28 protein-coding genes and 2 pseudogenes are annotated in these 26,156 nt (G+C 52.8%); 5 read left to right on the forward strand and 25 right to left on the reverse strand.

What is annotated here, in order from left to right:
- Window positions 1-45 precede the first annotated feature (45 nt).
- The 12 genes from emrR to HV037_RS06205 all read right to left on the reverse strand — a co-directional run bounded on the left by emrR (window position 46) and on the right by HV037_RS06205 (window position 11,290).
- Window positions 46-576 carry a multidrug efflux transporter EmrAB transcriptional repressor EmrR gene (gene emrR, locus HV037_RS06150; protein ID WP_003037300.1) on the reverse strand — a complete coding sequence of 177 codons (531 nt, stop codon included), beginning with the start codon at window positions 574-576 and terminating at the stop codon, window positions 46-48.
- A gap of 90 nt (window positions 577-666) precedes the next feature.
- Window positions 667-1,002 (reverse strand): L-valine transporter subunit YgaH, encoded by a 336-nt coding sequence (gene ygaH, locus HV037_RS06155; protein ID WP_016154157.1) that lies wholly within the window; start codon window positions 1,000-1,002, stop codon window positions 667-669.
- Window positions 992-1,729 (reverse strand): AzlC family ABC transporter permease, encoded by a 738-nt coding sequence (locus tag HV037_RS06160; RefSeq protein WP_019077531.1) that lies wholly within the window; start codon window positions 1,727-1,729, stop codon window positions 992-994. Before HV037_RS06160 ends, ygaH begins: the two co-directional genes overlap by 11 nt.
- Window positions 1,730-1,851: 122 nt before the next feature.
- Window positions 1,852-3,036, reverse strand: coding sequence for an MFS transporter (locus tag HV037_RS06165; protein WP_046274847.1), 1,185 nt, complete (start codon window positions 3,034-3,036; stop codon window positions 1,852-1,854).
- Window positions 3,037-3,215: 179 nt separating this feature from the next.
- A complete protein-coding gene (gene proX / locus HV037_RS06170) occupies window positions 3,216-4,211 on the reverse strand; it encodes a glycine betaine/L-proline ABC transporter substrate-binding protein ProX (RefSeq protein ID WP_016154154.1) in 996 nt (331 codons plus the stop codon).
- 68 nt (window positions 4,212-4,279) lie between these two features.
- Window positions 4,280-5,344, reverse strand: coding sequence for a glycine betaine/L-proline ABC transporter permease ProW (gene proW / locus HV037_RS06175; RefSeq protein WP_103284139.1), 1,065 nt, complete (start codon window positions 5,342-5,344; stop codon window positions 4,280-4,282).
- Window positions 5,337-6,539 (reverse strand): glycine betaine/L-proline ABC transporter ATP-binding protein ProV, encoded by a 1,203-nt coding sequence (proV, locus tag HV037_RS06180; RefSeq protein WP_016157301.1) that lies wholly within the window; start codon window positions 6,537-6,539, stop codon window positions 5,337-5,339. The genes proW and proV overlap by 8 nt, the downstream gene beginning before the upstream one ends.
- 354 nt (window positions 6,540-6,893) lie before the next feature.
- The gene (gene nrdF, locus HV037_RS06185; RefSeq protein ID WP_016157300.1) at window positions 6,894-7,853 is read right to left on the reverse strand and encodes a class 1b ribonucleoside-diphosphate reductase subunit beta; all 960 of its coding nucleotides are present in this window, start codon (window positions 7,851-7,853) and stop codon (window positions 6,894-6,896) included.
- A 10-nt stretch (window positions 7,854-7,863) separates the two neighbouring features.
- Window positions 7,864-10,008 carry a class 1b ribonucleoside-diphosphate reductase subunit alpha gene (gene nrdE / locus HV037_RS06190; RefSeq protein ID WP_103284138.1) on the reverse strand — a complete coding sequence of 715 codons (2,145 nt, stop codon included), beginning with the start codon at window positions 10,006-10,008 and terminating at the stop codon, window positions 7,864-7,866.
- Complete coding sequence (gene nrdI, locus HV037_RS06195; protein ID WP_016157298.1) at window positions 9,981-10,391, reverse strand: class Ib ribonucleoside-diphosphate reductase assembly flavoprotein NrdI; 411 nt, start codon at window positions 10,389-10,391, stop codon at window positions 9,981-9,983. Before nrdI ends, nrdE begins: the two co-directional genes overlap by 28 nt.
- Window positions 10,388-10,633 (reverse strand): glutaredoxin-like protein NrdH, encoded by a 246-nt coding sequence (nrdH, locus tag HV037_RS06200; protein ID WP_016157297.1) that lies wholly within the window; start codon window positions 10,631-10,633, stop codon window positions 10,388-10,390. The genes nrdI and nrdH overlap by 4 nt, the downstream gene beginning before the upstream one ends.
- A 225-nt stretch (window positions 10,634-10,858) precedes the next feature.
- Window positions 10,859-11,290: a carboxymuconolactone decarboxylase family protein gene (locus HV037_RS06205; protein ID WP_016154147.1), complete on the reverse strand. Its 432-nt coding sequence runs from the start codon at window positions 11,288-11,290 to the stop codon at window positions 10,859-10,861.
- 90 nt (window positions 11,291-11,380) lie between these two features.
- Here HV037_RS06205 and HV037_RS06210 point away from each other — a divergent pair, with 90 nt between their 5' ends.
- Both HV037_RS06210 and HV037_RS06215 read left to right on the forward strand, forming a co-directional pair.
- Window positions 11,381-12,715 carry a PLP-dependent aminotransferase family protein gene (locus tag HV037_RS06210; protein WP_103284137.1) on the forward strand — a complete coding sequence of 445 codons (1,335 nt, stop codon included), beginning with the start codon at window positions 11,381-11,383 and terminating at the stop codon, window positions 12,713-12,715.
- Between the two features lie 124 nt (window positions 12,716-12,839).
- Entirely contained in the window at window positions 12,840-13,190 is a 351-nt protein-coding gene (locus tag HV037_RS06215; protein WP_016154145.1) for a DUF2002 family protein, read from the forward strand.
- Between the two features lie 36 nt (window positions 13,191-13,226).
- On the opposite strand, the gene alaE is transcribed toward HV037_RS06215, so the two are convergent.
- Window positions 13,227-13,676, reverse strand: a complete 450-nt coding sequence (gene alaE / locus HV037_RS06220) for an L-alanine exporter AlaE (protein ID WP_016154144.1) — start codon at window positions 13,674-13,676, stop codon at window positions 13,227-13,229.
- 557 nt (window positions 13,677-14,233) lie between these two features.
- On the opposite strand from alaE, the gene stpA reads away from it, so the two are divergent.
- Complete coding sequence (gene stpA, locus HV037_RS06225; RefSeq protein ID WP_016154142.1) at window positions 14,234-14,635, forward strand: DNA-binding protein StpA; 402 nt, start codon at window positions 14,234-14,236, stop codon at window positions 14,633-14,635.
- A 36-nt stretch (window positions 14,636-14,671) separates the two neighbouring features.
- On the opposite strand, the gene HV037_RS06230 is transcribed toward stpA, so the two are convergent.
- The 3 genes from HV037_RS06230 to HV037_RS06240 form a co-directional block, all read right to left on the reverse strand.
- The gene (locus HV037_RS06230; RefSeq protein ID WP_016154141.1) at window positions 14,672-14,851 is read right to left on the reverse strand and encodes a hypothetical protein; all 180 of its coding nucleotides are present in this window, start codon (window positions 14,849-14,851) and stop codon (window positions 14,672-14,674) included.
- Between the two features lie 80 nt (window positions 14,852-14,931).
- Entirely contained in the window at window positions 14,932-15,459 is a 528-nt protein-coding gene (locus HV037_RS06235; protein ID WP_016157293.1) for a rhodanese family protein, read from the reverse strand.
- Window positions 15,460-15,468: 9 nt separating this feature from the next.
- A complete protein-coding gene (locus tag HV037_RS06240; protein WP_016154139.1) occupies window positions 15,469-15,768 on the reverse strand; it encodes a metalloregulator ArsR/SmtB family transcription factor in 300 nt (99 codons plus the stop codon).
- Between the two features lie 184 nt (window positions 15,769-15,952).
- On the opposite strand from HV037_RS06240, the gene HV037_RS06245 reads away from it, so the two are divergent.
- Both HV037_RS06245 and lysM read left to right on the forward strand, forming a co-directional pair.
- Window positions 15,953-16,111 (forward strand): YqaE/Pmp3 family membrane protein, encoded by a 159-nt coding sequence (locus tag HV037_RS06245; RefSeq protein WP_003037242.1) that lies wholly within the window; start codon window positions 15,953-15,955, stop codon window positions 16,109-16,111.
- 96 nt (window positions 16,112-16,207) lie between these two features.
- Window positions 16,208-16,657 (forward strand): peptidoglycan-binding protein LysM, encoded by a 450-nt coding sequence (gene lysM, locus HV037_RS06250; RefSeq protein ID WP_016154138.1) that lies wholly within the window; start codon window positions 16,208-16,210, stop codon window positions 16,655-16,657.
- Between the two features lie 12 nt (window positions 16,658-16,669).
- On the opposite strand, the gene csiR is transcribed toward lysM, so the two are convergent.
- The 9 genes and pseudogenes from csiR to HV037_RS06295 all read right to left on the reverse strand — a co-directional run.
- Window positions 16,670-17,356: a DNA-binding transcriptional regulator CsiR gene (gene csiR / locus HV037_RS06255; RefSeq protein ID WP_016157292.1), complete on the reverse strand. Its 687-nt coding sequence runs from the start codon at window positions 17,354-17,356 to the stop codon at window positions 16,670-16,672.
- 45 nt (window positions 17,357-17,401) lie between these two features.
- A complete protein-coding gene (gene gabP / locus HV037_RS06260) occupies window positions 17,402-18,802 on the reverse strand; it encodes a GABA permease (protein ID WP_016154136.1) in 1,401 nt (466 codons plus the stop codon).
- Window positions 18,803-18,954: 152 nt separating this feature from the next.
- The gene (gene gabT / locus HV037_RS06265; RefSeq protein WP_046274853.1) at window positions 18,955-20,238 is read right to left on the reverse strand and encodes a 4-aminobutyrate--2-oxoglutarate transaminase; all 1,284 of its coding nucleotides are present in this window, start codon (window positions 20,236-20,238) and stop codon (window positions 18,955-18,957) included.
- A gap of 25 nt (window positions 20,239-20,263) precedes the next feature.
- Window positions 20,264-21,712 carry an NADP-dependent succinate-semialdehyde dehydrogenase gene (gene gabD / locus HV037_RS06270; RefSeq protein WP_016157290.1) on the reverse strand — a complete coding sequence of 483 codons (1,449 nt, stop codon included), beginning with the start codon at window positions 21,710-21,712 and terminating at the stop codon, window positions 20,264-20,266.
- Window positions 21,713-21,735: 23 nt separating this feature from the next.
- On the reverse strand, window positions 21,736-23,004 hold the full coding sequence (gene lhgO / locus HV037_RS06275; RefSeq protein ID WP_016157289.1) for an L-2-hydroxyglutarate oxidase: 1,269 nt from the start codon (window positions 23,002-23,004) through the stop codon (window positions 21,736-21,738).
- Window positions 23,005-23,023: 19 nt separating this feature from the next.
- On the reverse strand, window positions 23,024-24,001 hold the full coding sequence (glaH, locus tag HV037_RS06280) for a glutarate dioxygenase GlaH (RefSeq protein WP_016154132.1): 978 nt from the start codon (window positions 23,999-24,001) through the stop codon (window positions 23,024-23,026).
- A gap of 240 nt (window positions 24,002-24,241) precedes the next feature.
- Window positions 24,242-24,637 (reverse strand): annotated as a pseudogene (locus tag HV037_RS06285) (DUF493 family protein); the annotation flags it as partial.
- A gap of 149 nt (window positions 24,638-24,786) precedes the next feature.
- The gene (locus HV037_RS06290) at window positions 24,787-25,767 is read right to left on the reverse strand and encodes an IS5-like element ISKpn26 family transposase (RefSeq protein WP_000019445.1); all 981 of its coding nucleotides are present in this window, start codon (window positions 25,765-25,767) and stop codon (window positions 24,787-24,789) included.
- A 67-nt stretch (window positions 25,768-25,834) separates the two neighbouring features.
- Window positions 25,835-26,155 (reverse strand): annotated as a pseudogene (locus tag HV037_RS06295) (MgtC/SapB family protein); the annotation flags it as partial.
- Between the last annotated feature and the right edge of the window lies 1 nt (window position 26,156).

The raw sequence follows: 26,156 nt of genomic DNA on the forward strand, positions 1-26,156 counted from the left end.
CGGTTTTTTCATTTATAAATCTGGATTTCTGAGCGAGTCGGCGCGTTAGCGCAACGCTTCTAATACCGCGCCATCCTGTTCCATCTGGTCAAGACGGGTCAGAAGTTTACGGGTAATTTGCTCAAGCTGATCTTTTTCGGTGGTGCTGAGAGATGACCAAAGCTGATGCAGGCAGTTATGCTGAGGCGGTAACACCTCTTGCAAAAATGCGTGGCCTTTCTCGGTCAATTGCAGATGCAGACAGCGGCGATCGTTATCGCTTTCGCGACGTTCGATCCAGCCACGTTTTTCTAACTCATCCGCAATGCGGGTTGCGTTAGTGCGTGACGAGCCAAGCGCGCAACTCAGTTCAGAAGGCTGAATACTGTGGTTTTCCTGAGACTCCAGCGTAATCAACGCCATAAACAATGTCTCGTTAATCCCTTGAGCTTTCAGCATCTTATTGCGGTTTTCCAGCAGCTTGCCCTGCATGTGCATGCATAGACGAGTCAGAAGCACTTCCTGATAAGGGAACTCTTCGTAGCGGCTGGCGCGAAATTTTAGCATTTGTTCAATGGGCGTAAACGAACTATCCATTTGGGTATAACCTCATTAATTTCAGCCGATATAGTAACGACAGTGACAAATAAAGTAAATGTATTATTTATTTAAAATGATTGTTTTTATCTATAAGACAATCAGCATTTTCCAGGCTAATCCATAGCCCAGAGCACTCAGTAAGGTTGGAATGATGATGCTGCGGGTCTTATAGAAGCTTGCGCCCAGTATGACAAACCCCACCAGCGTAGGCACGAACCGACGAGAATCGTGCATCACTTCTGGCGCGGTAGACACCACCAACAGGGCGCAAATTGATGCAATGCCAATGGTGTCGAGTAATATGCCCGTCGCGCCGCGCTTCGTCGGGCGAACATTCCCCACTCCAAGACGGAGCGGCAAATAACGAAAACAGTAGTTAACGCAGCCGACCAACAGGCCAAGCAGCAGGACCTCATAGCTCATCGGGACCTCCCTGCCAAAATGACTGGATAAGAGCCGTCAGACATCCGCAGACAATGCCTGCAAGGATGGCGGCAGGAATGGAAAACAGCATGACGCCAGCCAGCGCGCCGGCCAGTGCTGCAGTCACGCAGAGTGCTTGTTGACGCTGGAAAGAGGCGAGCAGGAAGCTCATGAACAGCGCCGGGAGCATGAAGCCCAACGCGGCTTCAACTGCCGGGTAATCCTTGAGTAAACCACTACCGGAAAACGCGCCGATCACCGTGCCAAACACCCAGGAGGCCCAGGAGCATAGCGCAATGCCGATCATCCAGTTTTCACTCCAGCGCCGGTTATCCCGTACCAGCTTCGCCGTGGCGGCGGCAAAGACTTCATCGGTGAGGCCAAAGGCCCACAGCGCGCTTTTGGGTTTGCTCAGTCGCTGGGCGATTCGGCTACGCAGGGAAGGTCCGTACAAAACATGGCGTACATCCATGGCCATGACGGTCAGTGCGGCGACCCACAAAGAACTGCCTGCGGCGAGCATTGTGGTGATGACAAACTGGCTGGCTCCCGCATAGATAATGCAGGAGAAAAACACGCTTTCAACCGGAGTAAAGCCAAGGCGAGTGGCATTGAGACCAAATGCAAAAGCGACCGGAATATAGCTGATGACTATTGGCAGGCTGTCTTTGAATCCTTCAGTTAGCGTCGCAGAACTGGGTTCAGACTGGGATATCGGGCTTTCCATAGGGTTATAGGTTTCATTACCGAAATTAATATAACTTGGTTCAATGAGTTATAACCTTAGCAGACTGATGGGCTCCTTAACACCCTGCGGAGCCCAATCAGCGGTAAACATACGCTATATGCTTAATTTACGGCTTCCTGACGGTGATATCCTCGCCACCAGACCAACAGGTTGAGTAGGGCAACGGTCGTACCGGCCAGACAAACGCCAGCCCAACCGGCATGCTGCCAGGCGGAGGCCGAAATCAGCGAACCAGCAGCCCCGCCAATAAAATAGCTGGTCATGTATCCGGCGGTCAGGCGATTACGCGCGTCCGGATGAATGCGATAGATAACCGTCTGGTTGGTGATATGCACACCCTGAACGGTGAGGTCCAGGACCAGGATACCGATAATCAGCATTGGCACGGAACTATGCCCTAACCAGATAGCCCACCAGGAGAGCAGCAGTAATAACAGACCTGTGGTCGTGGTGAGATGTGATTTTCCCTTATCGGCAAAACCACCTGCCGGACGCGCGCCTAACGCCCCTGCGGCCCCTGCCAGGCCAAACAGCCCGATCGTTCCTTCGGAGTAGTTAAACGGCGGCGCGGCGAGCAAAAACGCCATAGAGGTCCAGAGAATACTGAAATTGGCAAAGGTCAGGCAGCCCAACATCGCGCGGGTACGCAGCAATTTATCATGGATAAACAGGCTGAATACGGAGCTTAACAGTTGCGGATAGTTGAGATGAGTATCTGATTTCATCTTCGGCAGACCGCGCCACAGCGCAATCGCCATCAGTGCCATTAATATCGATGCGACCCAAAATACGGTGCGCCAGCCGCCAAGATTGGCCAGTAATCCCGCCACGGTGCGCGCCAGCAGGATACCCAGCAGCAGGCCGCTCATAATGGTGCCGACAACTTTACCGCGCTTATCCGGCGTGGCAAGCGTCGCCGCCAGCGGAACCAGAATCTGTGCCACTACCGAGAACAACCCGGTCAGGGCGGTGCCGAGGATCAGCATGCCCAGCGACTGGCTACTGGCGGTAATAAGCATGCCGCCTGCCGCTAACAGCGTCATGGAGACGATCAGCATCCGACGTTCAAACATATCGCCAAGTGGTACTAAAAACAGCAGGCCGGCGGCATAGCCGAGCTGGGCCGCGGTGACGATAAAGCCAGCGGTGCTGGCCGATAGCGAAAAGTTACGTGCGATAGTGTCGAGCAGCGGCTGCGCGTAATAGTTACTGGCGACGGCGAGGCCGGTGGCGATAGACATTAACAGGATCAGCGAAGGGCTAAGTCCCTGAGTGGTTTTCGTCATGGTTTTCAACTGAAAAATGGGTTGCAGAAAACAATCATAACGTAAGTGATTAAATGTTGCTGATTTGTTGGGTGATGGATTGTGCGGTTGGGAGGAGGGCGTGTAGGCCGGATAAGGCGCATCGCGCCACCATCCGGCATTGGTGTGATGGCGCTAGGCTTATCAGACCTACGAGGGGGTTATTTCTGCGCAGCCAGCGCTTCTTTCACCCAGCCATCAAACTGTTGCTGGTGGGCTTTGATCCAGCCGTCAACGTGACCCTGCACGTCGGCTTCAGATGCCTTCCCGTCGTGCATCATCGCGTTCTGCGCGTTGATATCCGCCAGCGGCAGCTTCATGACGGCAAACAGTTTCGCCGCAGCCGGGTTTTTCTCCGCCCAGGCTTTGTTGGCGACGATATGCATAGTGTTCACAGGGAAGCCGTAGTTGGCGCCGTTTGGCAGCTTGGTATCAATGTCTTTCTGCTCGCCTGGCAGGGAAGAGAACGGTACCTGCAGCCAGACCACATCTTTACCCGGTTTCATTACGTCGCTCACCCAGTACGGTGTCCAGGTGTAGTAAAGAATGGGTTTGCCTTCTTTAAAGCGGGTAATAGTGTCAGCCATCATCGCCGCATAGTTACCGTGGCTGACCTCGACGGTTTTTTCCAGATCGAAGGCTTTGTTCTGGTGGTTGATCACCGCTTCGCAGCCCCAGCCCGGCGAGCAGCCCATCATGTCTGCTTTTCCGTCGCCGTTGGTGTCAAAGATTTTGGCGATCTTCGGATCTTTTAACTGGGCAATGTTGGTGATTTTATACTGCTCAGCGGTTTTTTTATCGATCAGATAACCTTGTGCGGCACCCGTAACGAATACCCCCTCGCGATAGAACTTTTTGTCTCCGCCCGCTGCGGCATACATATCATCATGCAGCGGCTGCCAGTTCACAGCGGTAAAAGTTGCATCGCCAGAGGCAATGGAGGTATAGCCGACGTTGTAGTCAACTTCGCTTGTTTTGTTAACGGTATAACCCAGTTTCTCCAGCGCACGGGCGACCAGTTGCGTCTGGAAGGATTCTTCAGAGATAGTGCTCTGGATTGGCTGTACAGTGATGCCTTTGCCTGGCAGATCTGCAGCGAAAGTGCTGGTGGAGACAAGGGTGGCAAACGCTGTGGCAATAATGACGTTCTGTCGCATCGTTGTTCCTTAATTATTGGAGGGACGTATAGGCCCGGTAAGCAATGCGCCACCGGGCAACGGGTGAATTACTTCGTGAATGGGCGAGTGATAAGCCCAACGGGACCGGTGGTATACCAGCGACTGTTGCCACGGCTACGGGCGTCGCGACCGACAGCCTGCGTCAGGCGGTCGAGAATGATGGCGAGGATCACGATCCCAACCCCGCCGACGGTGGCAAGCCCCATATCCAGACGACCGATTCCGCGCAGAACCATCTGACCCAGTCCGCCGACGGCGATCATCGACGCGATGACGACCATTGAGAGCGCCAGCATCAGCGTCTGGTTGACCCCGGCCATAATGGTAGGCATCGCCAGCGGGAGCTGCACTTTAAACAGCATCTGACGCGGGCTGGCGCCAAATGAGCGCGAGGCTTCAATCAAGTCGGCTGGCACCTGGTTAATACCCAGAATGGTCAGACGCACGATTGGCGGCAGGGCGAAGATAATCGTCACCACCACGCCCGGGACGTTACCAATACCAAACAGCATGACGATCGGCACCAGATAGACGAACGCCGGTGTGGTTTGCATGGCGTCCAGCAGCGGACGAACAATTTTTGCCGCCCGTGGACTGCGCGCCAACCAGATCCCCATCGGTAGACCGATCACCACGCAGAACAGCAGCGCGGTTAGTACCAGCGCCAGGGTGATCATGGCCTGCGACCACGCGCCGATGGCCCCGATTGCAATCAATGAAATCAGCGTAGCAACGCCCATTCCAACGCCGGAAATCTGCCAGGCAATCAGAGCGAACAGGATAATCGCCACCGGGGCAGGCATACCCAACAGAAGCTGCTGGAAGCCGTTGAGAATATAATCCACCGGGACTCGAATGCCCTGGAAGACCGGACGGAAATGGGTAACGACCCAGTCGATCCCTTCTGTGACCCAGCTATCCAGCGGGATCAGCGTTTTATGGAACGGATCCATAATATTGAAATGCTCTGGCGCCGGCGCGGGTGCGCTGGTCAGCCAGTCTGCGCCACCGCCGTCAGCTGGCGCGCCTGATGGCGTACTCCAGGCATCGGCGGTTTGTGCGGCACTGTCGGCCGCTGGTGTGGTATCCCACGGATTGGTTTGATCAGCCATTGTTTGCCCCCTCACGATCTAAAGCCTGTAACAGCATGCGTTTTGAAATAATGCCCACATACTGCTGTTCCTCATCAACAACCGGCACCGCGCACGGGGCCTGGCCGACATGAGAAAGCAACTCGCTGAGAGGAGTTTGCGCATCCACGGCTAACGGCTCATCGATCAATGCCGCTTCAATACCTTGCGCCTGACTTAATGCTGTTTTTAAAGAGTCGATAGAGACAACGCCGACGAATTTATTGCCGCGCTCGATCACGTAACCATATTCGCGATCTTTGTCCTGCAATAATTGCAGCGCTGAACGTGGACCGACCCCGGGCGTTTTACGAATTAAACCTTCAGGGCTACGACGTGAAATATCTTTGGCACTAAAGACCTGGCTAATATCAACGCCGCGGAAGAAGGTGCGTACATAATCATTGGCCGGATTATTCAGGATTTCATCTGGCGTGCCGACCTGGACCACTTCACCGTTTTGCATAATGGCAATTCTGTCGCCAATACGCATAGCTTCGTCGAGATCGTGGGAAATAAAGACCACGGTACGTTGATGTTTCGCCTGTAGTTTTACCAGTTCATCCTGCATCTCGGTACGAATTAACGGATCGAGGGCAGAAAAGGCCTCATCCATTAATAAGATGTCAGGGTTTATGGCTAATGCACGGGCGAGGCCCACACGCTGGCGCATCCCTCCGGAAAGTTCATCCGGGTATCCGTGAGCATAATTCTCCAGACCAACCTGACGCAGCGCATCTAACGCTTTTTCACGACGTTCATCCGCGCCAACACCGGCTAATTCCATGCCGAATGCCGTATTGTCCAGGACCGTCATGTGCGGCATCAGGGCAAAGGACTGGAAAACCATCGCAATCTTTTTTCTGCGCACCTCGCGAAGCTCTGCATCGGATATCCGGGCGATGTCTACGCCGTCAATCAATACTTGCCCGCGGGTGGGTTCAATCAGGCGATTGAGAAGGCGTACCATTGTGGATTTACCCGAACCGGATAATCCCATGATGACAAATATCTCGCCTTCTTCAATGGCCAGACTGGCGTTCTTAACGCCAAGCGATAGCCCTGTTTTATCCAGAATCTGCTCTTTTGAAAGTCCTTTTTCAATATATTTGAAGGCTCTCTGCGGATGCTCTCCAAATATCTTATAGAGATTTTTAACTTCTAATTTAATTGCCATGCAATAGAATGATTCCTGTTATTTGTTTATATCGATATATTACTTGATGGAAATAGTGACCTTTTTCTACCCTAACATACTGAGAATCTGAGACAACCCTGAATTTGTTTGTGGCACGAATATTGCTGAAGGCCATGTGGCGGGACTTCCCGTGATATAAGGGCTGAGCGCGAATGTGAATGGGGTAATATTTTTTGTAAATGGCAATGAAAAGTCGCCTGAATTGCTGAAATGCAGGCGAATAATGCGGCTGATATTGAGTGTAGATCACACAATTATATTTGCACGACAAAAGTGTGATCCTGTTAAAATATTTCCGCGAAAAATGTACGGTATTTCCCGCGGAAATGAGTGCTAGAAATTCCAGTCGTCGTCTTCGGTTTCGACAGCTTTTCCCATCACGTATGATGAGCCGGAACCTGAGAAGAAATCGTGGTTTTCGTCAGCGTTGGGCGACAGCGCAGCAAGGATTGCCGGGTTAACCTCCGCCATTTCTGGCGGGAATAATGCCTCATACCCCAAATTCATTAATGCCTTATTGGCGTTGTAGCAAAGGAAGGCTTTGACGTCATCCACCCAGCCGGTTTCTGCATACAATTCTTCCGTATAACGCGCTTCGTTATCATACAATTCCATCAGCAGGTCGAGGGCAAAATTCTTTAACTCCTCGCGTGCGGATTCAGAAATGTGCTCCAGACCTTTTTGATATTTATAACCAATGTAATACCCGTGAACGGCTTCATCACGAATGATCAGACGAATGAGATCGGCGGTATTGGTCAGTTTTCCGCGGCTGGAGAAATACATTGGCAACCAGAAGCCGGAATAGAACAGGAAGGATTCCAGAAACACGCTGGCAATTTTTTTCTTCAACGGTTCGTCGCTGGCGTAATGTGTCAAAATGATCTGTGCCTTGCGCTGGAGTGGGGTATTTTCTTCACTCCACGCGTAAGCCGCATCCACGTCTTTGGTCTGGCAAAGAGTGGAGAAAATTGAGCTGTACGAACGGGCGTGCACCGCTTCCATAAAGCTGATATTCGATAGCACCGCCTCTTCATGCGGCGTTAACGAATCGGCCATCAATGCTGGCGCACCGGCTATGTTCTGAATAGTGTCGAGCAGCGTCAGCCCGGTAAAAACGCGGATAGTTAGCTGCTGTTCGGCGGCGTTCAACGTTTGCCAGGCCGGGATATCGTTGGAGAGCGGGACCTTTTCCGGTAGCCAGAAGTTACTGGTCAGGCGATTCCAAACCTCGAGATCTTTATCATCCTCAATCTTGTTCCAGTTGATGGCACTTACGCGCGATAATGTCATGTTGTCCTCCTTACAGCGCGCATGACACGCAACCTTCGATTTCGGTTCCTTCCAGCGCCAACTGGCGTAGTCGGATGTAGTACAGCGATTTGATGCCCTTACGCCAGGCGTAAATCTGCGCTTTGTTGATATCGCGAGTAGTGGCGGTATCGGGGAAAAAGAGCGTCAGTGAAAGCCCCTGATCGACATGCCGCGTTGCTTCAGCGTAGGTATCAATGATTTTTTGTGGACCAATCTCGTAGGCATCCTGATACAAGGCCAGATTCTCATTGGTCATAAACGGGGCAGGGTAGTAAACGCGCCCGGTTTTGCCCTCTTTGCGAATCTCCACTTTTGACACGATCGGGTGAATGCTTGATGTCGCATGGTTGATGTAGGAGATAGAACCCGTTGGCGGAACCGCTTGTAAATTCTGGTTATAAATGCCGTAGCGCATGACATCTTCACGCAGCTGCGACCACATTTCGCGCGTTGGCAGCGTAATGCCGCTGGTGGCAAACAGTGTGCGAACCTTGGCGGTTTTTGGCTGCCAGTCGCCCTGCAGATACTGGTTAAAATACTCACCGCTGGCGTAGCGGGACTGCCTGAATCCGGCAAAGGTTTTGCCGCGTTCCCGGGCGAGCTTCATCGACGTATTCAGCGCATGCCAGGTGATGGTGTAGAAATAGAGATTGGTGAAATCCAGCCCTTCAGGTGAGCCGTAGGCGATACCTTCCCGTGCCAGATACCCGTGCAGGTTCATCTGCCCAAGACCGATAGCGTGCGATGCGCTGTTCCCGGCCTCAATTGAGGGTACGCTGCGGATATGGCTCATGTCCGAAACGGCCGTTAAACCGCGAACCGCCGTTTCCACAGTGCGCCCAAAGTCTGGCGAATCCATGGTATGAGCGATATTCAACGAGCCGAGGTTGCAGGATATATCGTGCCCTGTTTGTGCGTAATTGAGGTTTTCATCGTAGGTGGAAGCGCTGTTAACCTGCAAAATCTCCGAGCACAGGTTGCTCATATTGATACGACCGGCAATCGGATTGGCGCGATTCACCGTGTCTTCAAACATGATGTAAGGGTAGCCGGACTCGAACTGGATCTCGGCCAGCCGCTGGAAGAAATCGCGGGCGTTAATGTATTTTTTGCGCACTCGTTTGTCGGCAACCAGTTCGTCATACCGTTCAGTTACGGCGATATCACCGAATGGTTTGCCGTAAATTCGTTCCACGTCATACTGTGAAAACAGCGCCATTTGGGCATTTTCTTTGGCTAACTGGAAGGTGACATCCGGGATCACCACACCAAGCGAGAGCGTTTTGATACGGATTTTCTCGTCGGCGTTTTCACGTTTGGTATCGAGAAAACGCAAAATATCCGGATGATGCGCGTGCAGATACACCGCGCCCGCACCCTGACGCGCCCCTAATTGATTCGCATAAGAAAACGCATCCTCCAGCATTTTCATTACCGGGATCACCCCAGAGGACTGGTTCTCAATGCGCTTAATGGGCGCACCCGCCTCACGCAGGTTAGAGAGCAAAAATGCCACGCCGCCGCCGCGTTTGGAGAGTTGCAGCGCCGAGTTGACCGCCCGTCCAATTGACTCCATGTTGTCTTCAATGCGTAACAGGAAGCAGGAAACCAGCTCGCCGCGTTGCTGTTTACCGCAGTTTAAAAAGGTTGGCGTGGCGGGTTGAAAACGCCCGGAGAGCATTTCATCGGTCAGTTGCAGAGCGAGCGCTTCATCGCCCTGCGCCAGCGTGAGCGCCACCATCGTTACGCGATCCTCAAAGTCTTCGAGATAGCGCTTCCCGTCGAACGTTTTCAGCGTATAGCTGGTATAGAACTTCCATGCGCCGAGGAACGTCTGGAAACGAAATCCGCTGGCGTGGGCGTGGGCGAATAGCTTCAGCACAAACGCGCGATCGTAGCGGGCTAACACGCTGGCATCGTAATAGCCTTCATCCACCAACGTGTCCAGACGCGCCTGCTGGCTGGCAAACGCCACCGAGTTGGGGCGGACGTGGGCGGTAAAGAATGCCTCCACCGCCTGATGGTCTTTGTCGAACTGAATGCGCCCGGCCTTATCGTACAGATTCAGCATGGCGTTCAGGGCGTGATAATCCAGCGTCTGCTGTTCTACACGTTCTGTGGTTGTCGTTGCCAAAATTCGCTCACTCCTTTTTGCACGTTGTCGATATCGCTTTGGGTGCCCATCAGCTCAAAGCGATAGAGCCACGGCACGCCGCATTTTTGTGAGATGACATCACCCGCGCGACCGTAGGCGTCCCCGAAATTGCGATTGCCGGAGGCGATCACTCCACGGATTAACGCCCGGTTGTGCGTATCGTTTAAAAAGCGGATCACCTGTCTCGGGACCGCGCCAGCTGTACCGCCGCCACCGTAGGAGGGCACGATTAAAATGTAAGGTTCGTCTACCCGGATCCGCTCGCGTTCGTTAAGCGGAATGCGGATGGCAGGCAGCCCCAGACGCTGCATGAAGCGGTGCGTATTTTCGGAGCTGCTGGAAAAGTAGACGAGCTGACTCATGCGCTGGCCACTTGAGGAGCCGGGCGCAGACGGTTGATCATGTCCGGGCGAAATCCTGACCAACTGGTTTCCCCTGCGACCACGACCGGTAACTGACGAAAGCCTTGATCGCGCAGGCGATCAGCCATATCGGGGTGTAAATCGACGTTTACCATCTCAAAGTCAAACCCGCGGCTTTCCATCGCCCGCTTAGTGGCGTGGCACTGAACACAGTTGTTACGAGTGTAAATAACAATGCGCATGATTCGTATTTCCATCTAAAAGTAAAAGAATGACGCGATAGAGGGCGTCAGGTTGTGTGTGTCTTGATAGAGGAGATACTAGATGTAGTTTTAAAAAGATTCAACCATACAAGATATGGTAATTTTAGATTGATGAGGGCATGGGTGATTAGCCTGACGGAGGAAGTGATAGGAACTATGGCAGGTTGCCGGATGGCGTTTATGTCGCCATCCGGCAGCGCAGAATCACATGCGCATCCCTACCGCCAGACGGTTAAAGCAGTTCATCAGGCTAATAGCAAACGTCAGATCGCTAATCTCTTTCGCGCTAAAATGGTCGAGCAGCGGCAAATAAACGTCATCTTCGGCATGGGTGCTGGCTATATGGGTGACGGATTCGGCCCACGCCAGCGCCGCACGCTCCTGCTCGCTGAAGTGATGACTCACCCGCCAGCCTGCCAGCGCGTCCAGTTTGGCCTGCGCAACACCGGATTTGCGTAGCGCCTTACTGTGCATTTCCAGGCAAAAGGCGCAGCCGTTGATTTGCGAGACTCGCAGGTAAATCAGTTCCGTCAGCGTAGGTTCCAGCGCGCAGTTTTCCAGCGCTTTGCTGGCCTGAACCAAAGCGTTATAGATTTCAGGACTGAGTTCATAATAGGGCTGGCGTAACATTGTCATGGTATTTCTCCTCGTTTGGATGACCCGCAATGTAGCACTATAATGGACTGCTACAGAGAGCCATATTGTTGCCAAAAAAGCAGACCATAAATGCCACGCTATCAGCAAATCGCCCGTCAGTTAAAAAACGCCATTGAGAAAGGTGAACTAAAGCCAGGCACAAGATTGCCCTCCAGTCGGACCTGGGCCCAGGAGCTGGGGGTATCACGTTCGACGGTGGAAAATGCCTATGCAGATCTGGTGGCGCAGGGCTGGCTCACGCGGCGCGGGCAGGCAGGAACATTTGTCAGTGAGCAACTGCGACCGGAAAACGCACCTGTGTCTCCCGCTATCTTCGCCGGAGAAAACCCCAGGCCGCAGCCTTTTCAGATGGGATTACCCGCACTCGATCTCTTCCCGCGGGACGTCTGGGCGCGGGTGATGGGGCGGCGTTTACGCACCCAAACGCGTTTTGACCTGGCCGTGGGCGATGTTTGCGGCGAACGGGTTTTACGTCAGGCGATTGTCGATTACCTGCGCGTCTCACGCAGTATTGAGTGCCAGCCGGAGCAGATTTTTATTACTTCAGGTTACGCGGCATCAATGACGTTAATCCTGCGCGCTCTGTCTCAACCCGGTGAGGGGATGTGGGTCGAAGATCCTGGCTTTCCGTTGATTCACCCCGTGGTGGCTCAGGAGCGCATTGAGCTGATGCCGGTGGCAGTTGATGCCGTTGGCCTGGATGTCTGTGCTGGGATCCGTGACTACCCGCAGGCGCGTTTTGTGCTGCTCACACCCGCACACCAAAGTCCGCTGGGCGTCGCCCTGTCATTAGACCGTCGCCACCAACTGCTTGAATGGGCGACTCGGGCGCAGGCGTGGATCATTGAAGATGATTACGACAGTGAATTTCGCTACCACGGTAAACCGTTGCCGCCGCTAAAAAGTCTGGATGCGCCCCAGCGGGTGATTTATGCCGGAACGTTCAGCAAATCGATGTTTCCGGCTTTGCGCACGGCATGGCTGGTGGTACCCCTGACTCAGGTCGAACATTTTCGTCAGCAGGCGGCGCTAACGGCCTGTAGCGTTCCGGTTTTATGGCAGCAAACGCTGGCGGATTTTATGCAAGATGGCCACTTCTGGCGGCACTTAAAACGTATGCGCCAGAATTATGCCCTGCGACGTCAATGGATGGAAAACGCGCTGAGCGAACAAGGATTTAACGTCATTCCTCAGGAAGGAGGGATTCAGCTGGTGATAACTGTCGACGGAGATGATGTTGCGCTAGTGCGCAAAGCGAATCAGGCCGGGCTGGCGGTTCAGGCGTTAAGCCGCTGGCGAATAACTTCAGCAGGAAAGGGGGGAATATTGCTGTCGTTTACTAACATCAGTTCGGTGGAAATGGCGCAGCAGGCGGCGTATCAACTGCGGATGTCGCTGACATAAATCTGCGCGGTTCTTAAGATATTCGTCCCACCATCGCCACTCGTTTATGGACTTTTCTGAAAGCGTTGCTAATGCTGAATCAGGTAAGGTAAGCCCGCAGTAAAAAAGATAACGAGGAAAATATATGTATTTACGACCTGATGAGGTGGCGCGCGTACTTGAAAAAGTGGGCTTTACCGTCGATGTAGTGACGCAAAAAACGTACGGCTATCGTCGTGGCGAAAATTATGTGTACGTTAACCGTGAAGCACGTATGGGACGTACCGCATTAGTTATCCATCCCACGCTAAAAGAGCGCAGCTCTTCGCTGGCGGAACCTGCGACGGATATTAAAACCTGCGATCACTACCAGCAATTCCCGCTATATTTAGCCGGAGAGACTCACGAACATTATGGTATTCCGCACGGCTTCAGTTCGCGAATTGCGCTTGAGCGTTATCTGAGTGGGTTGTTTGGCGACGTTAGTTCAAACTAATAATGCGACTGGCAGGGCCAGTCGCGAAGAGATCTGTCAGGCTTTAGCCTGGTGATAGCTGCTGACCTTAAACAGGCGGCGGCAATAATCAAGAAAGTAGCCATAGACCGCGCCCATCAGCATTGATACCACGATGTTCGAACTTACTGCAGCCGTAATCTGGTGCCAGTCTGCGCCAACCGTCAATAGAATAATCACATACACTGGTGACTGGAAGGTGACATAAGCCAGCACGTCCGCCAGGTTTTTCCCCCATCCTGCTTGCGTGGCTTTACGCGCCGCGCGCATAAACAAATCGCGATACATGCCGTATGGCCACGCGATCAGGATGTTGACGGGGATAGCCACCAGTCTGGAGTACAGAGACTGTTCGAAGCTCATTCCTGAAAGGAATATTTCGATCAACATGTTCACGACAGAACAATAAACAACCATCGCGAACGTGTCTGCTACTGCATGACGCAAGCGTGACTGCGGAGAGAACATGTTAATGCTCCTTGTAAAAAGGGAAAAAAAGGTTTTGAATACCTTCTTGCTAGTGATTTGTCTTGCTGCTTTCGCGTTTGAATAGGATATCTGCCTGGATAATAACTAGCAACTAGCTTAAAATTTTTATTTATTACCTTTTTGTCGATAAAATGCTCTGTAATGGTTTGTTTTTTGTTCGTTTTGGTATTTTCGTTGCTGATTTAATTAAAGGCATTTTAGATCAATGGGTTATGGGAATTTGTTTTTCTGAATTTTTTGCGCTCCTTTTCTCAATGTTGACTAATGTGCAATATGTATACGCACCGGCTCCGCGCGATGTTGTGGCCTGTTTCTCGACTGATACCCTGAGACTCCTTGCAGGTATATTTATAGCGACTAGCAGAGGAATAGAATATATCGCATAGGCGATGTCAAAATGGATGCTATAAATACACGAATTAGCTTTTTTGATTAGTAATATGCGAATAAATTAGACTGGAAATATAATAAGCAGTTGCATACAATATTTAGGGTAATACCGTTTTTATGTTTTACGTTAAAGAGGTTTTGTTAATATGAGTTCAATGTTAAAAAACTTAAATAATATCCGCTCGCTGCGTGCAATGGCTCGTGAATTTTCCGTTGATGTGCTGGAAGATATGCTTGAAAAATTCAGGGTAGTGACCAAAGAACGCCGCGATGAAGAAGAACAACTACAGCGCCAACGTGCAGAACAGCAGGAAAAAATTAATACTTTGCTGGCGCTGATGCAGGCAGACGGGATCAATCCGGAAGAGCTACTGAGCATGACGCCTGCGACGGCAGGTTCAGTTAAAAAACGTCAGCCGCGCCCGGCGAAATATCGTTTTACCGATCTCAATGGTGAAACAAAAACATGGACCGGACAAGGTCGCACACCGAAGCCAATTGCCCAGGCACTGGCTGCCGGTAAATCTCTTGATGACTTTTTGATCTGATTATTAATGCGGTGAGGGCGACCTCACCGCTTATTTTCAGCAAACGCCAAAATCACCCTCTTCGGTATATCGCGTCACGTCAGCTGCTTTCAGCGTGAATTTTTCGCCGCTTTCATTACTGGCGTGTACCGCCACAATGTGATCGCCATTGACTTCGACAACTTTCAGTTTAGGTCCACCCATGCGTGGTTGAACCAGATCGCCAGGTTTAAACATATTGCTCTCCTTTATTTATCGCAGAACTCACCATAGATCACGTCAATCAGCGGGTACAGTGCAGTTTCAATGATTACCGCTTAATGAGTACGTCGGTTCCAGGGCATGATATCCAGCAATCGCGCCATGCCGCAAAAGCCGGTCACGCCAGCGAGTATTAGCCCGGCGCCCACAAAACCGCTCAGCAGGAAGAAGGCGCTGCTAACGGTGTAGCCCAGAATGACGCCGAGTAAGGCAAGGCTGCCGGCGGCTATCTGCACCTGGCGCATCAGTGGTAACGGTTGTGAACGATCTTTTGCCACCGGAAAACCTGCGGCTTTCCAGCCGTCAATGCCACCTTCCAACAACCAGACCTGCGCAGGCGCGGCAATAGCGTTCAGTTTTGTCGCCGCGTTTTGTGTACGTTTGCCTGACTGGCAGTGAAAAATCACCTGCCCGGCGCGTAAATTCGCAGGCAGCGATCCCTGCTCTAGCGTAGATAATGGTACCAGATGCGCCTCCGGAATATGCTCGTACAGATACTCGTCAGCATCGCGGATATCAATCAGTTTTGCGCCTTGTGCGACCAGCGTCTGCGCCTCGCGCGGGGAAATCGTCCCAATGGTCATGATGGCTCCTTATGGGCAATACAGTGTTTTTAATGTGGCGATCAGTGAATTCACGGCCGCATTTTTGATGGAGTACAGGATGCGCTGGGCATCGCGTTGGCTGTCTATCAGGCCCTCTTCACGCATACGCGCCAGATGCTGCGAAGTGGCGGAAGGACTCAGGCCGGTAACACGGGCTAATTCGCCCGCGCTGGTACCGGGTGAGCCGCAGAGCATGCACAAAATCAGCAACCTTTTCGGGTTACTCATCGCTTTTAGCAGGGCGGCAGCCTGCTCAGCGCTGGCCTGGAGTTGTTCAAGTTCAGTCATATGTATTTAAGTATATTCTAAATTAAGCTTATTCTAAAATAAACGGTCAACGTACGCCAGCGTAAAGAGCGTAAAGGAGGGTAAAACAGCAGGGGAAGGCTGGCAGAGTTAGGTACACTGACTATGCTTAGAGATAAAATCTCTTTTTAAACAATGAGTAACTTTTTGCTTGTATGGAGTGTGTATGGGTTTCTGGAGAATCGTTTTTACTATTATTCTGCCCCCGCTTGGCGTGCTGCTGGGGAAGGGGTTCGGCTGGGCATTTATCCTCAATATTGTTCTGACGCTGCTGGGCTACATCCCGGGTCTGATCCACGCCTTCTGGATACAAACGCGTAACTAATTACTTTTCTACTACGGCGCTCTGGCGCCGTTTTCTTTGCGCTCCTTTCTCCTCTGCTACACTTCCTGGTGTTGATTGTTAACTACCGAGGTGGATATGGGACTCTTTAATTTTGTAAAAGATGCGGGTGAAAAACTGTGGGATGCGGTTACTGGCAACCATGACACTGCCGATCTGGCAAAAAAGGTACAGGAACACCTGAACAAAACGGGCATCCCGGATGCGGATAAAGTGAACGTCCAAATTAACGAAGGTAAAGCCACCGTTTCTGGCGATGGATTAAGTCAGGAAGCGAAAGAAAAAATCTTGATTGCGATTGGTAATATCTCTGGTATTGCCAGCGTCGACGATCAGGTAAAAACTTCTGCGCCGGCGAGTGAAAGCCAGTTTTATACCGTAAAATCAGGAGATACCCTGAGCGCTATTGCCAAACAGGTATACGGTAACGCCAACCTGTATAACCAGATATTTGAAGCGAATAAACCGATGCTGAAAAGCCCGGATAAAATTTATCCAGGGCAGGTTTTGCGTATTCCAGAACAATAAGAAAGTTCAGGCTTATTGCGCCAGCAATTTGCCGGACATCGCTTGTTGAATAATCGGAATGGGCGTCAGCAGGTGCTGGCGCATTAATTCGCTGGCACGTGCAGCATCGCGTGCCAGAATTGCTTCGGTCAGCGTTTGGTGCTGATCGTGTTTATCTTCCAACATCTCCACCGACAGCACCGTCTTTCGCAGCCAGATAAACCGGTAGCGCGCCGCCAAATCGAATAGCCGTTCGCGCATTTGCAGCAGATACTGTGAACCGCAGCCAGCGACAATTGCCGAGTGAAAAGCCTGATGGCGCTGATCCCACTCGTCGAGCATCTGTTCACTGGCGTCAACGGCTTCAAGCTTGCCGAGCATATGCGCCCGCGCCAGGATTTCAGCTTCCCAGGCGTCGCCGCCGCGTTCAATGGCCAGCGCGACCAGCATGGCTTCCATATTTGCGCGGGCATCGAAAATATCGAGCAACTCCTGTTCGGACATTGGGGCGACACGATACCCTTTCTGATTGACCACCGTGACCAGCCGCTCGGCAACCAACTGCGAAAGCGCTTCGCGTAACGGTCCCACGCCAAGCTCATAGCGTGAGGTCAGCAGGCTCATACGCAGTTTTTCATCAGGCTGATACACACCGCGGATGATGTCGTTTTTCAGCCAGCGGTATCCATCAATGGCCGTCGGTTGGGGAATGGCGGTCATGGTCTTACTCCTGAACGGTTTTCCCGGCCTGCGCCGGGAAAAGGTTTAATGCGTATTTTGCAACGGTGCTTTTTGCCACGATAGCAGTTTTTTCCAGCGTGACATAATAGGCACGGTGCAAATAATTCCTATGGCTAACAACCCGGTAGAGATAACTTCCAGTTGTTGAGCTGGGCGAAAGAGCATCACCACCAGCACAAAGATAATAAAGGCGATTACCAGCCAGGTAAGCCACGGATAGAGCCACATTTTCAGTTTAATTTCACCGCCTCGCGCCAGCAGGATTTTGCGCATCCGCAGTTGGGAAATTGCAATCACCAGATAAACCAGCAGGGCGATGGCGCCGGAGCTGTCGATCAGGAATTTGAACACCTTGGCCGGGGCGTAATAGTTGACCACCACGGTGAGGAACGCGGCACCCGTAGACAGCAACACCGCCACATAAGGCGTTTTACTCCGGTTCGTTTTACCCATAAAGGCGGGAGCATCGCCACGACGGCTCAGGGAGTAAAGCATACGCGAGGACGTATACAGCGCGGAGTTCAGACAACTGGTTACCGACAGCAATATGACACAGTCCATGATCAGCTTCGCGTGTGGGATATGCAGTAACTCCAGCACCGAGCGATAAGAGCCCACCTCTTTCAGTCCCGGCATGTTCCACGGAATCAGCGCGACGACCACGAAAATAGAGCACAGATAGAAGATGGAGATACGCCAGATAACCGAGTTGGTGGCGCGGACGATGTGCTTATCCGGGGTATCGGACTCGGCGGCGGCGATGGTAACAATCTCTGCGCCCATAAAGGAGAACATGGTGATTAGCATCGCGCTGATCACCGCGCCAAAGCCGTTGGGCATGAAGCCGCCCTGATCCCACAGGCGCGAAACTCCGCTGACCTCGGCATAGGGGTAGAAACCGCTAATCGCCACCGCACCGAGAGTGATAAACGCCAGAATGGCAATCACTTTGCACAGCGCCAGCCAGAACTCGAACTCACCGTAATTTTTGACGCTCAGCAAATTACTGCCGGTTAATGCCAACGTGATAACCAGAGAAAACAGCCAGATAGGAATGCCTGGAACCCAGGAGTGCAGAATGATGGCGGCGATATTCGCTTCCAGTGGGATAACCAACACCCAGAACCACCAGTACAGCCAGCCGATGGTATAACCCGCCCACGGCCCGATGGCCTTATCGGCGTAGGTGGAAAAGGAACCGGTATCCGGGGTGGCAACGGCCATTTCGGCCAGCATGCGCATAATCATCACCACCAGCAATCCGGCGAACAGATAGGCCAGTAATACTGCGGGACCGGCTTCTGCAATCGCCACGCTTGAACCCACAAACAAACTTGCGCCGATAACCCCGGCAATAGACAGCATGGTGACGTGGCGTGATTTCAGCCCGCCCCCTAAATCATGTGATTGTGACACTTGCCCCATCTTTTAAACCTCTCGAAAGTATTTCACTTGGGAGAGCACCCCGGCATTCCGCGCCGGGGCACGCGTATTTATTGTTATTGACCCTGTCTGCCGGATGGCGGCTCCGCCTTATCCGGCCTGAGGATTGCGTTTTTTATTGGTCGAATGCGGTGTTAACCCTGCTTCGCTTCGGCAAAACACTGAGCGATAATGTCCAGCCCCTGGCGGATTTGGGCATCTTCAATGGTCAGTGGGACAAGAATGCGCAGTACGTTGTAGTAAGGTCCGCAGGAGAGCAGGATCAGCCCTTTATCGCGCGCACGCGCGACGATTTCCGCGGTCAGTTTGGCGTCTGGTTTCGTGTGATCGCCGTCTTCAAACAGTTCGATTGCGATCATCGCTCCCAGCCCGCGTACATCGCCAATCTCGCGGTGGGTTTCCGCGATAGCCAGCAGGCCTTCGCGCAGGGTTTGCCCCAGGTCGTTGGCTTTTTGCAGCAGATTTTCCTGTTCGAAAATATTCAGTACCGCCAGTGCGGCGGCACAGGCAATCGGGTTACCGGCATAGGTACCGCCCAGACCGCCCGGTGGGATTGCGTCCATGACTTCGGCGCGCCCGGTCACTCCCGCCAGCGGGAAGCCACCGGCGATAGATTTGGCGAAGGTGGTGAGATCGGGCGCAACGCCCATCTGCTCCATAGCGAACAGCGTACCGGTACGGCCCGCGCCGCTCTGTACTTCATCGGCAATCAGCATGATGCCGTGCTCGTCACAAATGGCGCGCAGACGTTGCATAAAAGCAGGAGAGGCGGCGTAAAAACCACCTTCGCCCTGGACGGGCTCAATCACGATGGCGGCAACGTCTTCCGGAGCGGCATCATTTTTGAAGATACGGTGAATGCTGGCGATAGCATCGTCTTCACTGATGCCGTGCAGCGGGCAAGGATAAAGCGCACGGTACACGTGGCCCGGCATCAACCCCATTCCTGCAGAGTACGGGTTTACTTTCCCGGTCAGCGACAGGGTGTAGTGGGTACGACCGTGGTAAGCGCCGCTGAAGGCGATAGTGCCGGTTCGTTTGGTGGCGGCGCGGGCGATTTTCACCGCGTTTTCCACCGCTTCCGAGCCGGTTGTCACCAGCAGGGTTTTTTTGGCGAAATCGCCCGGCACTTTCTTATTCATGATTTCGCACAGCTCCAGGTACGGCTCATAGGCCAGCACCTGGAAACAGGTATGGGACAGCTTTTTCAACTGTGCTTCTACCGCAGAGACGATCTGCGGGTGCAGGTGGCCGGTGTTCAGCACCGCAATACCGCCAGCAAAATCGAGGAATTCACGGCCTTCAACGTCCCAGACTCGACAGTTTTCTGCACGCTCGGCAAAAATAGGGTGGATTTGTCCTACGCCACGGGGAACGGCGTTGCTGCGACGTTGCATAAGTTCTTTGTTGGTGCTCATCAGGTGTTCTCCAGTATTTATTTTATTAAAGGCCGATGCACATATATTTGATTTCTAAGTAGTCTTCGATGCCGTATTTCGATCCTTCACGGCCAAGACCGGAGGCTTTGATTCCCCCAAACGGGGCGACTTCGTTGGAGATAATGCCGGTGTTAATCCCGACAATGCCGTATTCCAGCGCTTCGCCAACGCGAAAGACGCGGCTCAAATCACGGGCGTAGAAATAGGCGGCCAGACCAAACTCAGTGTCATTAGCCTGAGCGATGACGTCAGCCTCGTCCTTAAACCGGAACAGCGGAGCCAGCGGGCCGAACGTCTCTTCTTTGGCGACCTTCGCGTTGTCAGGCACATCCACCAAAATGGTGGGCTGGAAGAAGTTGCCGCCGAGTGCGTGAGGTTTGCCACCCGCGATAATGCGCGCGCCTTTATCCAGAGCATCGGCGATGTGTTCCTGCACTTTGGCTACCGCTTTCTCGTCGATCAGCGGCCCGGTGGTGACGTCAGGCTGCAGACCATCACCGAGGTGCAGTTTGCTCACTGCCTGCTGGAGTTTTTCGGCAAAACGCTCATACACGCCGTCCTGCACGTACAGGCGGTTGGCGCAGACACAGGTTTGGCCAGCGTTACGGAACTTTGATGCCAGTGCGCCTTCCACGGCTTTATCAAGATCGGCATCGTCAAAGACGATAAACGGCGCATTGCCGCCCAGCTCCAGCGACACTTTTTTGATGTCTTTGGCGCACTGCTGCATTAACTGACGGCCAATTTCGGTTGAGCCGGTAAATGACAGCTTGCGTACCAGCGGGTTGCCAGTCAGCTCGTTGCCGACCGCGCTCGCTGAACCGGTCACCACACTGAAAACGCCTGCCGGGATCCCGGCGCGATTGGCAAGCTCTGCCAGCGCCAGTGCGGAGTAGGGGGTCTGGCTGGCCGGTTTAAGCACCATTGTGCAACCAGCCGCCAGCGCCGGACCGGCTTTGCGGGTAATCATCGCCGCGGGGAAGTTCCACGGCGTAATCGCGGCGGTAACGCCGATCGGCTGTTTGATGACGATTAGGCGTTTGTCGGCCTGGTGGCCGGGGATCGTATCGCCATAGATACGTTTGCCCTCTTCGGCAAACCACTCAATAAAGGAAGCAGCATAGGTGATTTCACCTTTGGCTTCTGCCAGCGGTTTACCCTGTTCCAGGGTCATCAGACGGGCGAGATCGTCCTGATGCTCAATCATCAGGTTGAACCAGCGGCGCAGGATGTTGGCCCGCTCTTTGGCGGTCAGCGCACGCCAGGCGGGCAGAGCGCGGTTAGCGGCGTTAATCGCTTCGCGGGTTTCATCTGCCCCCATTTTCGGTACGCTACCTAATTGCTGACCGTTGGCGGGGTTGGTCACCGCGATGGTCTCGCCGCTGTTGGCGTCACGCCAGTTGCCGTCGATCAGTGCCTGCTGGCGAAATAAGGTTGGATCGTTAAGTTGCATAATTGCGTCCTGTCTAAATCGTTTTAACGGGTGAATGCGGCGTGTAATGTTTCCACGCTACGTGCCGCACGCAGCGTGCGTCCGGGATTACTCTGGTTCTCCAGCAGCGCATGAACTTTGCTGACAATATGCGCGCCGATAGGGATCGCCGACGTTGCTGCCGGAGAAGGTGCGTTACAGGTGTGAATTGAGCGTGGCGTGGTGACAAACAGGAAATCGTCGATTAGCTTGCCGTCCGGCGACACAGCCTGTGCCCGCACGCCTGCAGGCCAGGGCTGCAGATCCTTGAGCGTCAGACTCGGGCAGTACTTTTGTACCAGCCGCAGATAACCGCTTTTGCACAGCGAATTTTTCATTTCGCCAAGTCCTGAGCGCAGGTTATTTTGCAGCACGCGACGAATGCCGGAAGAGCTGAGGATCTCCAGCGTATCGCTGAGCGAGAAGTCGCGTTTACGGTAGCCTTCACGTTTAAATGCCAGTACCGCGTTGGGGCCCACGGTGACGCTGCCGTCAATCATCCGGGTCAGATGAACGCCGAGAAACGGCATCGCCGGGTCGGGGATGGGGTAGATCAGATGGTTGACTATCTGGTTATGTTCTGACGCCAGACGGAAATATTCGCCACGGAACGGACAGATGATAAAGCCGGGTTCAACGCCGAGCATTTTCACTAGTCGGTCCGCCATCAGGCCAGAGCAGCTAATCAGCGTCGCTCCCTCAAATTCCTGACCCTGACGGGTATGTACGACAACGCCCGCAGCGTGCTCTTTTAGCGCGCTGACCTCAGCGTTGTAGATAATCTCACCGCCTTTGGCCTGAAATATCTTCGCCATCGCGGCGGTAACTTCGCGGTAGCTGACGATCCCGCTCGACGGAACAAAAATACCGCCCAGCCCGGTGATGTTGGGTTCACGCTCGCGAAGCTCCTGCGCATTCAGCCATTCGCGCTCAAGGCCGTTAGCGGCGGTGCGATCCCACAGCGCGCGCATGCGCTCCATTTCCAGTTCGGAGGTGGCAACCAGCATTTTTCCGCAGACGTCGTAGCGGATGCCGTTTTGGTCGCAAAAGGCTTTTGTGGCGCGATTTCCGGCCAGGCAAAACTGCGCCTTCAGGCTGCCGGGGGTGTAATAGACCCCGGCATGAATTACGCCGCTGTTGTGGCCCGTCTGATGACAGGCCGGGCCGGACTCTTTTTCCAGCAGCGCGATTCTGGCGTCCGGATAGACATCAATCAGCTGCATGGCGGTCGACATGCCGATAATGCCGCCGCCAATAATCACAAAATCATACATCCGCTTTATTCCTTCGCGCTTACTGATGGGTCTGGTAGTGGTTTGTCGCGTAAGCGAAATAACCACGCTGGCGCATCAGTTCGCGGCGCAGGTCAGGATGCGAGGTGAAGCGATCGCGACCGTGCAACCAGAACAGGTTGTTGATTAGCAGGAATTTACCGACTGAAACCGGAACGGAAATAATGGCCTTGCTGGTTTCCAACGCATCGGACAAATCGCTCAGCCAGACGCCTTCTTCATAATCTTTAGGCTGGACGAACTGGTCGATGTAGCGCATCACCGGGCGGCCCTGCTGGTCAACGTCAAACACCGGATGGAACACTTCCTGGCTGACGTTTTTGCTTGGCGGTGCGGCAAAGCGCATGGCGCGACGCGCCAGCGGGTGGGTAAAGTACTGATCCAGATGTTCCCAGTCGTCGAGGTGCAGCAGCAGCGAGTTACCGCCGGTCATGTTCTGCTCGTCAATCTTCATCATCAGCACATAGTCGGTGATTTCTTCGAGGTAGGTTCCGTCGTTATGCAGCTCCATTACACGGTGCGGCTGGCGCAGATAGCTGTCTGAGTTATCAACGTTTTTCACCACAAAACGGGCATAGTATTGACCGCTCATCGCATCAAAATTGGAGCGCCCGATAAGATGCGCTACCGCCGTCGCCAGCTTGACCATCTCTTCAGCCTGTGCCACATCATCTACGCCAACAGCGTTGATCAGCAGTGCGCCTTCGGCACGATCGAGCAACGTTTTCAGCAGCAAAGGCTGCAACTGATTGCCGCACAGGTCGTCGAGGATCTTGCCCACTTTGAAGCGCAGGAAGGATTTGTATTCCAGTGCCTGCACCGGCCACTGCGCTACGGCTTTCAGAAATTGCTCAGTGGTTTCAGCGGAAAAAGTCAGCTCCAGCAGGCGTGGGGACTGGGCTGATGGTTTCAACGTGAAACCGCTGTAGTGCTGGGCTGGATCATCAGCGTTCGGTTTTACGGCAGTCAGTGCGTTCATCAAATCGTTCCTCTCAGTAGATTGTCAGGGAGATATGGCGCAGCTCGTTTCGTAGCCATAAATTAAAAATATCTACATTTTTGAAAAACGCGCACAGAATTGGCTTGTTTGTTTATTATTTGTGATCAAAAACAACAATTATTTAACATTATAAAAAGTAAGTATTTAGAGGCTGGATGGATACTGAGTGGCTATTTCAGGGGCGAACCCCCCTGATTTTAAAGAAGAATATAAGGTGTATTAATGTTCAAGTGCGATGGCGCAGACGTGTTCAACATGAGTCAGATCGTGGTATAAGTCGGGCAAGGTCATCTTTTTACGTATTACGATTTTGAGATTAACCTCAATTTTGCCCTTCTTGATATCCCTGATCGTGATGTTTTCAATAATGTTTTTCTGTTGATGAATGCGGGTTATCAGATTTTCGAGAGCGTCGCGTTGATCAAGAATAACCCGCACTTTTACTTTTCCGGGAAACTGGTTTCTGGTCTGTAAGAAAATAATGAATGGGCTTAGTTTGATGGCGAGTAAAAATAAAGCCGTGGCAAAAAAAGCATGAAAATAAAAACCGGCTCCACAGGTGATTCCCACCCCTGCAGATGCCCAGACAATTGCTGCAGTAGTAAGACCAGAGATAGGGAAGGTGCGAATAAGCAGGTCATTTCTTCCCAAGCTGACTCGCTGATTAAAATTTCGCGGATCTGGGCCGATTTTTTTCCCGCAAACACATCGAATCAGCCTATTTAGGCTATTTTTTCCACCATTTCTGGCGTTATTTCCGGTTTTTACTGAGATCTCTCCCACTGACGTATCATTTGGTCCACCCGAAACAGGTTGGCCAGGGTGAATAACATCGCCAGTTGGTTATCGTTTTTCAGCAGCCCCTTGTATCTGGCTTTCACGAAGCCGAACTGCCGCTTGATGATGCGAAACGGGTGCTCCACCCTGGCACGGATGCTGGCTTTCATGTATTCGATGTTGATGGCCGTTTTGTTCTTGCGCGGATGCTGCTTCAAGGTTTTTACCTTGCCGGGACGCTCGGCGATCAGCCAGTCCACATCCACCTCGGCCAGCTCCTCGCGCTGTGGCGCTCCTTGGTAGCCGGCATCGGCTGAGACAAATTGCTCCTCTCCATGAAGCAGATTACCCAGCTGATTGAGGTCATGCTCGTTGGCCGCGGTGGTGACCAGGCTGTGGGTCAGGCCACTCTTGGCATCGACACCAATGTGGGCCTTCATGCCAAAGTGCCACTGATTGCCTTTCTTGGTCTGATGCATCTCCGGATCGCGTTGCTGCTCTTTGTTCTTGGTAGAGCTGGGTGCCTCAATGATGGTGGCATCCACCAAAGTGCCTTGGGTCATCATGACGCCTGCTTCGGCCAGCCAGCGATTGATGGTCTTGAACAATTGACGGGCCAGTTGATGCTGCTCGAGCAGGTGGCGGAAATTCATGATGGTGGTGCGATCCGGCAGGGCGCTATCCAGGGATAATCGGGCAAACAGGCGCATGGAGGCGATTTCGTACAGGGCATCTTCCATGGCACCGTCGCTCAGGTTGTACCAATGCTGCATGCAGTGAATACGCAGCATGGTCTCCAGCGGATAGGGCCGTCGGCCATTGCCCGCCTTGGGATAAAACGGCTCGATGACAGCGGTCATATTCTGCCATGGCAGAATCTGCTCCATGCGGGAGAGGAAAATCTCTTTTCGGGTCTGACGGCGCTTAGTGCTGAATTCACTATCGGCGAAGGTGAGTTGATGGCTCATGATGTCCCTCTGGGATGCGCTCCGGATGAATATGATGATCTCATATCAGGAACTTGTTCGCACCTTCCATAGCATCGTCATGTCGGTGCAGAATGACTCCCGCACCGAGAAAACCAACGCCGCTGATAATCTGGGCCGCCAGGCGCATAGGATCGCTACGGATATTCATCGAAATTTCAGCATAGTATTCAGCAGATTGTATTGATACGACAGTTAACACGCAGCTGGCTACGGATAAAATAACGCAGGTTTTGAAGCCGACCGGTTTCCCTTTCGATTCCCTTTCCAGGCCAATAATGCCACCCAGAATAAATGCAATGCTGATTTTGATGATCGTAGTTAAAGGCAACAATCCTTGCTCATTGATGATGGCAGCCAGATTATTCATG

It is taken from the genome of Citrobacter sp. RHBSTW-00017 (assembly GCF_013797615.1).
In the GTDB taxonomy this organism is placed as follows: Bacteria; Pseudomonadota; Gammaproteobacteria; order Enterobacterales; family Enterobacteriaceae; genus Citrobacter; species Citrobacter braakii.

Coding starts and splice junctions, on each gene's coding strand:
- nrdI (WP_016157298.1), bottom strand. CDS start 10,391: ATGAGTCAGCTCGTCTACTTTTCCAGCAGCTCCGAAAATACGCACCGC.
- lysM (WP_016154138.1), top strand. CDS start 16,208: ATGGGACTCTTTAATTTTGTAAAAGATGCGGGTGAAAAACTGTGGGAT.
- HV037_RS06240 (WP_016154139.1), bottom strand. CDS start 15,768: ATGACTGAACTTGAACAACTCCAGGCCAGCGCTGAGCAGGCTGCCGCC.
- stpA (WP_016154142.1), top strand. CDS start 14,234: ATGAGTTCAATGTTAAAAAACTTAAATAATATCCGCTCGCTGCGTGCA.
- nrdF (WP_016157300.1), bottom strand. CDS start 7,853: ATGACATTATCGCGCGTAAGTGCCATCAACTGGAACAAGATTGAGGAT.
- proX (WP_016154154.1), bottom strand. CDS start 4,211: ATGCGACAGAACGTCATTATTGCCACAGCGTTTGCCACCCTTGTCTCC.
- HV037_RS06290 (WP_000019445.1), bottom strand. CDS start 25,767: ATGAGCCATCAACTCACCTTCGCCGATAGTGAATTCAGCACTAAGCGC.
- HV037_RS06165 (WP_046274847.1), bottom strand. CDS start 3,036: ATGACGAAAACCACTCAGGGACTTAGCCCTTCGCTGATCCTGTTAATG.
- HV037_RS06205 (WP_016154147.1), bottom strand. CDS start 11,290: ATGACAATGTTACGCCAGCCCTATTATGAACTCAGTCCTGAAATCTAT.
- alaE (WP_016154144.1), bottom strand. CDS start 13,676: ATGTTCTCTCCGCAGTCACGCTTGCGTCATGCAGTAGCAGACACGTTC.
- gabP (WP_016154136.1), bottom strand. CDS start 18,802: ATGGGGCAAGTGTCACAATCACATGATTTAGGGGGCGGGCTGAAATCA.
- proW (WP_103284139.1), bottom strand. CDS start 5,344: ATGGCTGATCAAACCAATCCGTGGGATACCACACCAGCGGCCGACAGT.
- glaH (WP_016154132.1), bottom strand. CDS start 24,001: ATGAACGCACTGACTGCCGTAAAACCGAACGCTGATGATCCAGCCCAG.
- HV037_RS06210 (WP_103284137.1), top strand. CDS start 11,381: ATGCCACGCTATCAGCAAATCGCCCGTCAGTTAAAAAACGCCATTGAG.
- HV037_RS06230 (WP_016154141.1), bottom strand. CDS start 14,851: ATGTTTAAACCTGGCGATCTGGTTCAACCACGCATGGGTGGACCTAAA.
- HV037_RS06215 (WP_016154145.1), top strand. CDS start 12,840: ATGTATTTACGACCTGATGAGGTGGCGCGCGTACTTGAAAAAGTGGGC.
- gabT (WP_046274853.1), bottom strand. CDS start 20,238: ATGAGCACCAACAAAGAACTTATGCAACGTCGCAGCAACGCCGTTCCC.
- gabD (WP_016157290.1), bottom strand. CDS start 21,712: ATGCAACTTAACGATCCAACCTTATTTCGCCAGCAGGCACTGATCGAC.
- HV037_RS06245 (WP_003037242.1), top strand. CDS start 15,953: ATGGGTTTCTGGAGAATCGTTTTTACTATTATTCTGCCCCCGCTTGGC.
- csiR (WP_016157292.1), bottom strand. CDS start 17,356: ATGACCGCCATTCCCCAACCGACGGCCATTGATGGATACCGCTGGCTG.
- lhgO (WP_016157289.1), bottom strand. CDS start 23,004: ATGTATGATTTTGTGATTATTGGCGGCGGCATTATCGGCATGTCGACC.
- ygaH (WP_016154157.1), bottom strand. CDS start 1,002: ATGAGCTATGAGGTCCTGCTGCTTGGCCTGTTGGTCGGCTGCGTTAAC.
- HV037_RS06235 (WP_016157293.1), bottom strand. CDS start 15,459: ATGACCATTGGGACGATTTCCCCGCGCGAGGCGCAGACGCTGGTCGCA.
- HV037_RS06160 (WP_019077531.1), bottom strand. CDS start 1,729: ATGGAAAGCCCGATATCCCAGTCTGAACCCAGTTCTGCGACGCTAACT.
- nrdH (WP_016157297.1), bottom strand. CDS start 10,633: ATGCGCATTGTTATTTACACTCGTAACAACTGTGTTCAGTGCCACGCC.
- emrR (WP_003037300.1), bottom strand. CDS start 576: ATGGATAGTTCGTTTACGCCCATTGAACAAATGCTAAAATTTCGCGCC.
- proV (WP_016157301.1), bottom strand. CDS start 6,539: ATGGCAATTAAATTAGAAGTTAAAAATCTCTATAAGATATTTGGAGAG.